Below are 11,689 nucleotides of genomic sequence, written 5' to 3'. Positions count from 1 at the left end.
GTACGCGGTCGTCCGCGACAGCGTCTACGGCCTGGAGTCCTGCCTCGACGCGTCGACGGTCTTCCGCTTCTGGGAGATCAGCAAGGGCTGACACGGCCCCCGCAGGCACGACGACGCCCCCGCAGACACGACGACGAAGGTGGCCGCCCCCGCGAGGGGACGGCCACCTTCGTCGTGCTGTGCGCGCTTCGTTCCGTACCGGCTACTGCGCGCCGGGGCGCACCAGACCGCTCTCGTACGCGTACACCGCCGCCTGCACCCGGTCGCGCAGCCCCAGCTTCGTGAGCACATGGCCCACGTGGGTCTTCACGGTCGTCTCGCTCACGAAGAGGTCCGCGGCGATCTCCGCGTTCGACAGGCCGCGCGCCACCAGCTTCAGAACCTCGACCTCGCGGTCCGTGAGCGTGTGCAGGGTGTCCGGCACCGGCTCGTCGCCGGACGGCAGGTGCGCGGAGTACTTGTCGAGGAGGCGGCGAGTGATGCTCGGCGCGAGCATCGCCTCGCCCGCGGCGACCACCCGGATCGCCTGCACCAGTTCGTTGGCCGGGGCGTCCTTCAGGAGGAAGCCGCTGGCGCCGGCGCGCAGCGCCTCCACCACGTACTCGTCGAGGTCGAAGGTGGTCAGCACCAGCACCTTCGCCGGACCGTCCCGGCCGGGACCGGTGATCTGCCGGGTCGCCTCGACCCCGTCCATCCGCGGCATGCGGATGTCCATCAGGACCACGTCGGGCTGCAGCGCCCGCACCTGGTCGAGAGCCTGCAGGCCGTCTCCGGCCTCGCCGACGACCGCGATGTCCTGCTCGGCCTCCAGAATCATCCGGAAGCCGGTGCGCAACAGCGGCTGGTCGTCGACCAGTAGGACGCGGATCGCCACGTAACTCTCCTTCGCTAGGCCGGGCCCATTCTGCCCTGTTCACCCCCGGCCGACTCGGGCGCCCTCACCGGAAGCGGATACGGCGGGGGAGTCCCGCCGAATTCCGGGCAGACCGCCCGGTGATCGCACCAACCGCACAATTTGGTCGGTCGCGGCCGCCAGTTCCCCGTCTCCGTCGCCAGCTCGATCGCCTCCCACAGCGCGAGCAGCTTGCGCTCGACGCGCTCCAGGTCGCTCACCACCGGGTCGTACGTGACGACGTCACCGCTGCCCAGATAGACGAGCTGGAGGCGGCGCGGCACGACACCCTTCAGCCGCCACACCACCAGCGCGTAGAACTTCATCTGGAACAGCGCGCCCTCCGCGTACTCCGGACGCGGGGCCTTGCCCGTCTTGTAGTCGACGATGCGGACCTCGCCCGAAGGGGCCACGTCCACCCGGTCGATGATGCCGCGCAGCTTCAGCCCCGAGTCCAGCTCGGCCTGCACGAACAGCTCCCGCTCGGCGGGCTCGAGCCGCGTCGGGTCCTCCAGCGTGAACCAGCGCTCCACCAGCCGCTCGGCGTCCGACAGCCAGCGCGCCATGCGCTCGCCCTCCGGATCGTCCGCGAACAACTCCGTCAGCTCGGGCTTCGTCTCCCGCAGCCGGTCCCACTGACCCGGGATGAGCGACTTCGCGCGCGGCGCGGTGCGCTCGCTCGCCGGGGCGTCGAAGAGGCGCTCCAGGACCGCGTGCACCAGGGTGCCGCGGGTCGCCGCCTCACTCGGCTTCTCCGGCAGCTTGTCGATCACCCGGAACCGGTACAGCAACGGGCACTGCATGAAATCGCCCGCGCGCGAGGGTGACAGAGACGCCGGGCGCACGGCCGCCACGGCGCCGTCGGTGCTGGTTTCCATGAGGACAGACCCTACGACCCGACACTGACAACAGCCGCATACCATCGACGACAGACCCTCTCGCCCTGCATGATCGTGCGGGTGACCGCGCCAGACCGGGGCGAGGGACGCTTCGAACGAGGGGACATCGTGGACGAAAGCGGCGGGAGCGGCAGGCCGCAGTCCGACGGCGCCGAAAGCCTGCGGCCGCGCGACGCGGACGGCTCCCCGGAGCCGGCCCGTCCGGTCGGCACGGCCGACGAACCGGCGCACCCCGCCGGCCCGGCCCGGGAGCCGGAGCGCCCGGCGGACGCGCCCGACGGGCGGGACCGCCCGGCAGGCCCGGCCGAAGGACCAACACGGCCGCGGCAAGACAGCACGGACACCACACCCCCGGCCGAGCCGCCGAAGGAGCAGCACCCCCCGGCCGGCACCTCCCTCACCAAGGCACCACAGGACGCCCAGGACGACCAGGGCGCGCGGAATGCCCAGGACACCCGGGACACCCGGGACACTCAGGGCGAAGAGCCCGCCGAGCCCCGGCGCACCGGCGCCCACGGAGGCTCCACGGGCAAGAGCGGTCCCGTACCGCCCAAGGCCCAGAAGGGACCCGGCGGCGGACTCCTCATGGGCAGGCCGTTCGGCGTGCCCGTCTACGTGGCACCCAGCTGGTTCCTCGTCGCCGCCCTGATCACCTGGGTCTTCGGCGACCAGCTCGACCGCGTCCTGCCCGAACTCGGCGGCGCCCGCTACCTGGTCTCCCTCTTCTTCGCGGTCGCCTTCTACGCCTCCGTACTCGTCCACGAACTCGCCCACACGGTCGCGGCCCTCCGCTTCAAGCTGCCTGTACGCCGCATCCAGCTGCAGTTCTTCGGCGGCGTCTCCGAGATCGAGAAGGAGTCCGAGACCCCCGGCCGCGAATTCGTCCTCGCCTTCGTCGGCCCGCTCCTCTCCCTCGTCCTCGCCGGTGTCTTCTACGCGGGGATGCAGGCCGTCGACCCCGGCACCGTCCCGGGCGTCCTGCTCGCGGGGCTGATGATCTCCAACCTCATCGTCGCCGCCTTCAACCTCCTCCCGGGCCTGCCCCTGGACGGCGGCCGGATGCTGCGCGCCGTCGTCTGGAAGATCACCGGCAAGCCCATGAGCGGCACCGTCGCCGCCGCGTGGGTGGGCCGCGCCCTCGCCATCTCCGTGCTCGTCGGGCTGCCGCTGCTCAACCAGTCCGGCGCCCTCGGCGGCGACGCCCAGGACATCGGCGGCATGGACACCGTCACCGACGCCCTGCTCGCCGCGATCCTCGCCGCGATCATCTGGACCGGCGCCGGAAACAGCCTGCGCATGGCCCGCCTGCGCCAGCACCTGCCCGAACTGCGCGCCCGCACCCTGACCCGGCGCGCCGTCCCCGTCGAGGGCGAGACTCCGCTCTCCGAAGCGCTGCGCAGGGCCAACGACGCCGGGGCCCGCGCCCTCGTCGTCGTCGACCCCGACGGCGACCCCATGGCCGTCGTCCGCGAGGCGGCCATCGTCTCCGTGCCCCAGCACCGCCGCCCCTGGGTCGACGTCGGCGGCCTCGCCCAGGACATCACCGAAGGCATGCGCATCTCCGCCGAGCTCGCGGGCGAAGAGCTCCTCGACACGCTCCGGGCCACCCCGGCCACCGAGTACCTCGTCGTCGAGGAGTCCGGCGAGATCTACGGAGTGCTGTCCGCCGCGGACGTGGAGCGCGCCTTCGTCAAGGCCATGGCCCGCCCCACCTAGGCATCCGCCGGCCACCGCCACCGTGGTCGGCGGCCCGCGCGGCTGCCGGTAGGCTGGTCACATGTCCGAACCGACCGGTGCCGCCCGCCGTCGCGGGCCCTTCAAGGTCGGGGACCAGGTCCAGCTCACCGACCCCAAGGGACGCCACTACACGTTCACGCTCGAGGCCGGGAAGAATTTCCACACCCACAAGGGTTCCTTCCCCCACGACGAGCTGATCGGCGCTCCCGAGGGCAGTGTTGTCCGAACCACGGGAAACGTCGCCTACCTGGCGCTGCGACCCCTGCTCCCCGACTACGTCCTGTCCATGCCCCGCGGCGCCGCCGTGGTCTACCCCAAGGACGCGGGGCAGATCCTGGCCTTCGCCGACATCTTCCCCGGCGCCCGCGTCGTGGAGGCAGGCGTAGGCTCCGGCTCCCTCAGCAGCTTCCTGCTGCGGGCCATCGGCGACCAGGGAATGCTGCACTCCTACGAGCGCCGCGAGGACTTCGCCGAGATCGCCCAGCAGAACGTGGAGCGCTACTTCGGTGGCCCCCACCCCGCCTGGCAGCTCACCGTCGGCGACCTCCAGGACAACCTCAGCGACACCGAGGTCGACCGCGTCATTCTGGACATGCTCGCCCCCTGGGAATGCCTGGAGGTGGTCTCCAAGGCGCTCGTCCCCGGTGGCATCCTGTGCTGCTACGTCGCCACGACCACCCAGCTCGCGAGGACCGTCGAGTCCATCCGTGAGATCGGGGGCTTCAACGAGCCGACCGCCTGGGAATCGATGATCCGCAACTGGCACGTCGAAGGCCTCGCCGTACGCCCGGACCACCGGATGATCGGCCACACCGGCTTCCTGCTCACCGCCCGCCGCCTCGCGGACGGCGTCGAGCCCCCCATGCGCCGCCGCCGCCCCGCCAAGGGCGCGTACGGCGAGGACTACACCGGCCCCAACGCCGACGGCGGCACCCCGCGCTGACCCGCGCCACGGACCCCGCCCAATGAGCAGGCGCCGCCGCCGAGTTCCCTGACCGACCAGGGAACTCGGCGGCGGCGCCGTTTCGTTGACAGGGCACCAGCCCCGTACCGCAAGAGCCGCGAGAACCACGCGAACCACCGGACCCCGGTGTTCCACCTCACTGTGACGTATGGCACGATGCTGGCCACCTCCCCACCGGCACGCCCTCACAGGAGACACTTCCTCGTGCAGCACCCCGCCGTCCCGGAACTGGCGCACACCACCGCCCGCCCCATCCACTGGCTGGCCACCGCGGCCGCGCTCGCCGCCGTCGTCGCGGGCTCCGCGGTCCTCCAGCCCGACGCCGCGACCGCCGCCCAGACCGGCACCCAGACCCACTCCCGAGCCGCCGCGGGCGCCCCCGCCCCGGCACCCGACCCCGCCGCCGTCGACTTCCCGATCGACTGCGGACCCGTCCGGTCCGAAGTGAAGAAGAAAGCCACCGGCGACCTCGACGGCGACGGAAGGCCCGAGACCGTGGCCGTCGTGCACTGCAGAGCAGGCTCGGGGACCCCGCCCGACGGGGTCTATGTGATCACCAGGTCCGGGGCCGGCACACCGCGCGTCGTCGCGACGCTCGTCGACCCCAAGGAACGGCAGAACGTGAGCGACTTCGCCGTGCGTGACGGCGCGATCACCGCGACCCTGCTCGGCTACTCCTCACCCGACGTGCCCCGCTGCTGCCCCGACAAGCAGGACAAGGCCAAGTGGCGATGGAAGGACGGCACGTTCGAACGAGACGCCCCCGCCCGGGCCCGCAGCGTCTGACCCGCCGCGCGGCCCGCGCTCGGGCGCTCAGGCCGCGTCGGGACCGTAGACCTCGACCCTGTCCGAAACGCGACGCACATGAATGCAGTCGCCCGGACACTCCTTCGCCGAGTCCACGACGTCCGTGAGGAGCGGCAGCGGCACGGGCGTTGTCGCCCCGGGAGCCTGCAGCAGCTCGTCGTCGCCGCTCTTCACATAAGCCAGACCATCGATGTCCAGCTCGAAGACCTCGGGCGCGTACTGCGCACAGATGCCGTCCCCGGTACAGAGGTCCTGGTCGATCCAGACCTCCAGATCGTGGCCCTCACTGCCGGTCTCGGCCTCGTGCCGCACGGTCATCTCTCCTGCCGGTCGCTGCGCCGGGTGCCCCGACATTGCAGCAAGTCGGGCCAGCCCTGACGGGTGTTGAACACTTCGACGATACAACCGCCCGCTTTCCGATGTTGTTGGGTGGGTATTCACCTGGCGAGAGGGAGAGCGCAAGGGTGAAGATCGGACACACCCCCATCGTCTTTGTGATCTAGGGGTTTCAATCGACACCCACCCAGGTAGGGTCTGGAAGCGTCCAGCTCCCCTTGGAGGAGGTGAGGACCGTGGCAGCCCACGACGACGACATCAACCGCGGCATCCGGCCGGGGCGAGGGTCTGAAGACCCCGCCGGTCAGGTTGCCTATCTCGAGCAGGAAATCGCCGTCCTGCGACGCAAGCTCGCCGACTCTCCGCGTCATACGAGGATTCTCGAAGAGCGGATCGTCGAGCTGCAGACCAACCTGGCCGGCGTGTCCGCGCAGAACGAGCGGCTCGCCAACACGCTCCGCGAGGCCCGCGACCAGATCGTGGCCCTCAAAGAGGAGGTCGACCGGCTCGCACAGCCACCGGCCGGCTTCGGAGTCTTCCTCGTGGCGAACGAGGACGGCACGGCGGACATCTTCACCGGGGGCCGCAAGCTCCGGGTGAACGTCAGCCCGAGCGTGGAGCTCAAAGAGCTCAGGCGCGGCCAGGAAGTGATGCTCAACGAAGCGCTCAACGTGGTCGAGGCCATGGAGTACGAGAGCGTCGGAGACATCGTCACCCTCAAGGAGATCCTCGAGGACGGCGAGCGCGCCCTGGTGGTCGGACACACCGACGAAGAGAGAGTGGTACGGCTCGCCGAACCCCTCCTCGACGTCACCATCAGGCCCGGCGACGCACTCCTGCTCGAACCACGCTCCGGCTACGTATACGAAGTGGTTCCCAAGAGTGAGGTCGAAGAGCTCGTCCTCGAAGAGGTCCCGGACATCGGCTACGAACAGATCGGCGGCCTGGGCAACCAGATCGAACTGATCCGTGACGCGGTCGAACTGCCCTACCTCTACCCGGACCTCTTCAGGGAGCACGAACTGCGGCCGCCCAAGGGCGTCCTGCTGTACGGGCCCCCCGGCTGCGGCAAGACGCTCATCGCGAAGGCCGTCGCCAACTCCCTCGCCAAGAAGGTCGCCGAGGTGACCGGACAGGCGGCGGGGAAGAGCTACTTCCTCAACATCAAGGGACCCGAACTCCTCAACAAGTACGTCGGCGAGACCGAGCGGCACATCCGCCTGGTCTTCCAGCGTGCCCGCGAGAAGGCGAGCGAGGGCACCCCCGTCATCGTCTTCTTCGACGAGATGGAGTCCCTCTTCCGCACCCGCGGATCCGGCGTCAGCTCGGACGTGGAGAACACCATCGTCCCCCAGCTGCTCGCCGAGATCGACGGCGTGGAAGGCCTGGAGAACGTCATCGTCATCGGCGCCTCCAACCGTGAGGACATGATCGACCCCGCGATCCTGCGGCCGGGACGACTCGACGTGAAGATCAAGATCGAGCGCCCGGACGCCCAGGCGGCGAAGGACATCTTCGCCAAGTACCTCACCGAGCGGCTCCCGCTGCACGCGGACGACCTCGCCGAACACAGCGCCGACCGGCGCAGCACCGTGGACGGCATGATCCAGTCCGTCGTCGAGCAGATGTACGCGGAGTCCGAGGAGAACCGCTTCCTCGAGGTGACGTACGCGAACGGGGACAAGGAAGTCCTGTACTTCAAGGACTTCAATTCCGGCGCCATGATCGAGAACATCGTGGGCCGCGCCAAGAAGATGGCCATCAAGGCCTTCCTCGAGGCGAACCAGAAGGGCCTCCGGGTCGCTCACCTCCTCCAGGCTTGCATCGACGAGTTCAAGGAGAACGAGGACCTGCCCAACACCACCAACCCGGACGACTGGGCCAGGATCTCCGGAAAGAAGGGCGAACGGATCGTGTACATCCGCACCCTTGTCACCGGAAAGCAGGGCGCGGACACCGGACGCTCCATCGACACGGTGGCCAACACCGGTCAATACCTGTAGAACACAGGGCGGCTGCGGGTGTCCTTCACGGGTACCCGCAGCCGTCTGTTTTTCAATGACAGCAATGATCTCCCCACCAGCGCAAAGGCGTTCTAGGCTCTTCGGTACCGCCGAGTCGCGCAGTGCGGGGACGGGCACCGCACACGCACCGGAGAACCAGCGGTACTTGAGCGCCGTTCCCGAAGGGGAGCGCCGCCGGGCAAGGAGGGCCGCATGACCGTACGGCGAGTAATGGGCATCGAGACGGAGTACGGCATCTCCGTCCCCGGCCATCCCAACGCCAATGCCATGCTCACCTCGTCCCAGATCGTCAACGCCTATGCCGCGGCGATGCACCGGGCGCGACGCGCCCGCTGGGACTTCGAGGAGGAGAACCCGCTGCGGGACGCGCGGGGTTTCGACCTCGCCCGCGAGGCTGCCGACTCCAGCCAGCTGACCGACGAGGACATCGGCCTCGCCAACGTCATCCTGACCAACGGCGCACGCCTGTACGTCGACCACGCGCACCCCGAGTACAGCTCCCCGGAGATCACCAACCCCCGGGACGCCGTCCTCTGGGACAAGGCCGGCGAACGCATCATGGCCGAGGCCGCCGACCGCGCGGCCCAGCTCCCCGGCGCTCAGCCGATCCACCTCTACAAGAACAACACCGACAACAAGGGCGCCTCGTACGGCACGCACGAGAACTACCTGATGAAGCGGGACACCCCCTTCTCCGACATCGTGCGGCACCTCACCCCGTTCTTCGTCTCCCGCCAGGTCGTCACCGGCGCCGGACGCGTCGGCATCGGCCAGGACGGCCACGAACACGGCTTCCAGCTCAGCCAGCGCGCCGACTATTTCGAGGTCGAGGTCGGCCTGGAGACCACGCTCAAGCGGCCCATCATCAACACCCGGGACGAGCCGCACTCCGACGCCGAGAAGTACCGCAGGCTGCACGTCATCATCGGCGACGCGAACCTCTCGGAGATCTCCACCTACCTGAAGCTCGGCACCACCTCGCTCGTCCTCGCGATGATCGAGGACGGCTTCATCGCGGTCGACCTCGCGGTGGACCAGCCGGTGCGCACGCTCCACCAGGTCTCGCACGACCCGACGCTCAAGCATCTCGTCACGCTCCGTAGCGGCCGCTCGCTCACCGCGGTGCAGCTCCAGATGGAGTACTTCGAGCTGGCCCGCAAGTACGTGGAGGAGCGGTACGGCTCCGACGCCGACGAGCAGACCAAGGACGTGCTGGCCCGCTGGGAGGACGTCCTCGGCCGCCTGGAGAGCGATCCGATGAGCCTCTCCGGAGAGCTCGACTGGGTCGCCAAGCGGGAGCTCATGGAGGGCTACCGCCGCCGCGACAGCCTCGACTGGGACGCCGCCAGGCTCCATCTGGTCGACCTTCAGTACGCCGACGTGCGCGCCGAGAAGGGCCTGTACAACCGGCTGGTGGCCCGGGGCAAGATGAAGCGGCTCCTCGACGAGACGGACGTCGTGCGGGCCACCACCAAGCCGCCCGAGGACACCCGCGCGTACTTCCGCGGCCGCTGCCTCGAGCAGTACGCGGACGACGTGGCCGCGGCGTCCTGGGACTCGGTCATCTTCGACCTCCCGGGCCGTGACTCTCTGCAACGGGTGCCCACGCTGGAGCCCCTGCGCGGCACGAGGAACCACGTGAAGGAACTCCTGGACCGCTGTCGCACGGCAGAGGATCTGGTTCGGGTGCTCTCCGGCGGCTGAAAGGTCATCGCCAGGGGAATCACGTAGGTGGGTCCCGCACGTTGCACCAACTGCGGGGCCGATGCCGGACCCGGAGCGTAGGGTCTGATCAAGAACGTCTAACCGAGCGAGCGGGGTGAGGTAGATGGCGACCAAGGACACCGGCGGCGGACAGCAGAAGGCGACGCGTCCCACCGAGGAGACCGAGGAGCAGACGCAGGACGCACAGGCTTCCGAGGACCTCAAGGAGCGTCAGGAGAAGCTGAGCGACGACGTGGACTCGGTTCTTGACGAGATCGACGATGTCCTCGAGGAGAACGCAGAGGATTTCGTGCGGTCCTTCGTGCAGAAGGGTGGGCAGTAAGCCCGCTTCGCCTTCGAATCAAAGGTTCGCAAGGGGTGCTGAGGGTCGAGCCGCTGAGGGGCGCCCGGGCCGCCTCAGCACCCCCGCGATCCTTGTGGATCACTGCCAAGGGACAGGTAAAGTCCGTGGCGTACTGTGCTTCAACTGCAATTCGGCCATCGGCAAGTTGGGAGACGATCCCGACGCTGTTCGTCGGGCTGCCGCCTACCTGGAAGGAACCTCGTGGAAGCCAATACTCGTGGCACAGGGCGTCTACCAGCTGCCTTCCTGACGCCCGGTTCGTCGTCCTTCATGGACTTCCTGTCCGAGCATCAGCCTGAGATTCTGCCCGGCAACCGCCAACTGCCGCCCACCCAGGGCGTCGTCGAGGCGCCGCACGGCACGACCATCGTGGCCGTGACGTTCCCCGGCGGCGTCGTCCTCGCCGGCGACCGGCGGGCGACGATGGGCAATGTGATCGCGCAGCGCGACATCGAGAAGGTGTTCCCGGCCGACGAGTACTCGGCGGTCGGCATCGCGGGTACGGCCGGTCTGGCCGTGGAGATGGTCAAGCTCTTCCAGCTGGAGCTGGAGCACTTCGAGAAGGTGGAGGGCGCCACGCTCTCCCTGGAGGGCAAGGCGAACCGCCTCTCCACGATGATCCGGGGCAATCTCGGCATGGCGATGCAGGGCCTCGCCGTGGTTCCGCTCTTCGCGGGGTACGACGTGGACCGCGAGAAGGGCCGCATCTTCTCGTACGACGTCACGGGCGGGCGTTCGGAGGAGCACGGCTTCGCGGCGACCGGTTCGGGTTCGGTCTTCGCGCGCGGGGCGATGAAGAAGCTCTACCACGACGGTCTGACGGAGGACCAGGCGACGACCCTGGTCATCCAGGCGTTGTACGACGCGGCCGACGACGACTCGGCGACCGGTGGCCCGGACATGGCCCGCCGGATCTTCCCCATCGTCACCGTCATCTCCGACGAGGGCTTCCGGCGACTGACGGACGACGAGTCCGCCGCGATCGCGCGCTCGATCCTGGAGAAGCGGCTGGAACAGCCTGATGGCCCCCGAGCCGCGTTGCTCTGATCGCTCCGAATTCGCCACTGACTGAAGTTTTTTGACAGAAAGGGACGGATCCGGTGTCGACGCCGTTCTATGTCTCACCCCAGCAGGCCATGGCCGACCGGGCGGAATACGCCCGGAAGGGCATCGCCCGGGGGCGCAGCCTTGTCGTGATGCAGTATGCCGACGGCATTGTGTTCGTCGGCGAGAACCCGTCCCGCGCGCTGCACAAGTTCAGCGAGATCTACGACCGGATCGGCTTCGCGGCCGCCGGCAAGTACAACGAGTACGAGAATCTGCGGATCGGCGGGGTCCGCTATGCCGACCTGCGGGGATACACCTACGACCGCGACGACGTGACGGCCCGTGGGCTCGCCAACGTCTACGCGCAGACTCTCGGCACGATCTTCTCCAGCAATGCCGAGAAGCCGTACGAGGTCGAGCTGGTCGTGGCCGAGGTCGGCACCACGCCGGACGGCGATCAGATCTATCGCCTGCCGCATGACGGATCGATCGTGGACGAGCACGGTTCGGTCGCGGTCGGAGGCAATGCGGAGCAGATCAGTACGTATCTCGATCAGCGTCATCAGGACGGCATGACGCTGGCAGAGGCGCTCAAGCTCGCGGTGCAGGCGCTGTCCCGCGACACGAACGGCAGCGAGCGGGAGATCCCCGCGGAGCGGCTGGAGGTGGCGGTCCTCGACCGGACGCGGCCCCAGCAGCGGAAGTTCAAGCGGATCGTGGGGCGCCAGCTGTCGCGGCTGCTCGACGAAGGCGGCGCGACGGACGCGGCCACGGACACGGAGCCGGATACGGACGCGGACGGCGGGGCCGCGCCGACGTCCGGCGGCGACGTCGAGTAGGAGTTCCAGAGTTCCGCTTCGGTGCGGTGAGCGCCCCGTGTCCCGGCCCGACGGCCGGGGCGCGGGGCGCTCCCGT

The 11,689-nt window shown here is 69.1% G+C and carries 11 protein-coding genes and 1 pseudogene; 9 read left to right on the top strand and 3 right to left on the bottom strand.

Annotated features, from left to right (window positions below; all coding sequences use genetic code 11):
* Window positions 1-202: 202 nt before the first annotated feature.
* Together ACZ69I_RS35815 and ACZ69I_RS35810 are read right to left on the bottom strand one after the other, a co-directional pair.
* Complete coding sequence (locus ACZ69I_RS35815; protein WP_030782872.1) at window positions 203-874, bottom strand: response regulator; 672 nt, start codon at window positions 872-874, stop codon at window positions 203-205.
* Between the two features lie 14 nt (window positions 875-888).
* The gene (locus ACZ69I_RS35810) at window positions 889-1,770 is read right to left on the bottom strand and encodes a RecB family exonuclease (RefSeq protein WP_467682091.1); all 882 of its coding nucleotides are present in this window, start codon (window positions 1,768-1,770) and stop codon (window positions 889-891) included.
* 129 nt (window positions 1,771-1,899) lie between these two features.
* Between ACZ69I_RS35810 and ACZ69I_RS35805 the strand changes: the two genes are divergently transcribed.
* The 3 genes from ACZ69I_RS35805 to ACZ69I_RS35795 all read left to right on the top strand — a co-directional run bounded on the left by ACZ69I_RS35805 (window position 1,900) and on the right by ACZ69I_RS35795 (window position 5,278).
* Window positions 1,900-3,507 carry a site-2 protease family protein gene (locus tag ACZ69I_RS35805; RefSeq protein WP_470836679.1) on the top strand — a complete coding sequence of 536 codons (1,608 nt, stop codon included), beginning with the start codon at window positions 1,900-1,902 and terminating at the stop codon, window positions 3,505-3,507.
* A gap of 61 nt (window positions 3,508-3,568) precedes the next feature.
* Complete coding sequence (locus ACZ69I_RS35800; RefSeq protein ID WP_467682093.1) at window positions 3,569-4,471, top strand: tRNA (adenine-N1)-methyltransferase; 903 nt, start codon at window positions 3,569-3,571, stop codon at window positions 4,469-4,471.
* 225 nt (window positions 4,472-4,696) lie between these two features.
* On the top strand, window positions 4,697-5,278 hold the full coding sequence (locus tag ACZ69I_RS35795; RefSeq protein WP_470836670.1) for a hypothetical protein: 582 nt from the start codon (window positions 4,697-4,699) through the stop codon (window positions 5,276-5,278).
* Window positions 5,279-5,305: 27 nt separating this feature from the next.
* Here the strand turns inward: ACZ69I_RS35795 and ACZ69I_RS35790 are convergent, their stop codons facing one another.
* Complete coding sequence (locus ACZ69I_RS35790) at window positions 5,306-5,617, bottom strand: ferredoxin (protein WP_355810294.1); 312 nt, start codon at window positions 5,615-5,617, stop codon at window positions 5,306-5,308.
* A 254-nt stretch (window positions 5,618-5,871) separates the two neighbouring features.
* On the opposite strand from ACZ69I_RS35790, the gene arc reads away from it, so the two are divergent.
* From arc to prcA, 6 genes and pseudogenes are all read left to right on the top strand, one after another.
* Window positions 5,872-7,638, top strand: a complete 1,767-nt coding sequence (gene arc, locus ACZ69I_RS35785) for a proteasome ATPase (RefSeq protein ID WP_470836668.1) — start codon at window positions 5,872-5,874, stop codon at window positions 7,636-7,638.
* A 213-nt stretch (window positions 7,639-7,851) separates the two neighbouring features.
* The gene (gene dop / locus ACZ69I_RS35780) at window positions 7,852-9,363 is read left to right on the top strand and encodes a depupylase/deamidase Dop (RefSeq protein ID WP_470836666.1); all 1,512 of its coding nucleotides are present in this window, start codon (window positions 7,852-7,854) and stop codon (window positions 9,361-9,363) included.
* Window positions 9,364-9,487: 124 nt separating this feature from the next.
* Window positions 9,488-9,706 (top strand): ubiquitin-like protein Pup, encoded by a 219-nt coding sequence (locus ACZ69I_RS35775; RefSeq protein WP_150165888.1) that lies wholly within the window; start codon window positions 9,488-9,490, stop codon window positions 9,704-9,706.
* A 73-nt stretch (window positions 9,707-9,779) separates the two neighbouring features.
* Window positions 9,780-9,977: pseudogene (locus ACZ69I_RS35770) on the top strand (endonuclease VII domain-containing protein); the annotation flags it as partial.
* Window positions 9,929-10,774 (top strand): proteasome subunit beta, encoded by an 846-nt coding sequence (prcB, locus tag ACZ69I_RS35765; protein WP_467682101.1) that lies wholly within the window; start codon window positions 9,929-9,931, stop codon window positions 10,772-10,774. The pseudogene ACZ69I_RS35770 and the gene prcB, both read left to right, overlap by 49 nt.
* A gap of 53 nt (window positions 10,775-10,827) precedes the next feature.
* Window positions 10,828-11,613 carry a proteasome subunit alpha gene (gene prcA / locus ACZ69I_RS35760; protein WP_470836664.1) on the top strand — a complete coding sequence of 262 codons (786 nt, stop codon included), beginning with the start codon at window positions 10,828-10,830 and terminating at the stop codon, window positions 11,611-11,613.
* The last annotated feature ends 76 nt before the right edge of the window (window positions 11,614-11,689 follow it).

Source organism: Streptomyces sp. NPDC036815, assembly GCF_055609205.1.
Note: the sequence above shows the minus strand (reverse complement) of the source record. Positions and strands in the feature narration are given on the sequence as shown.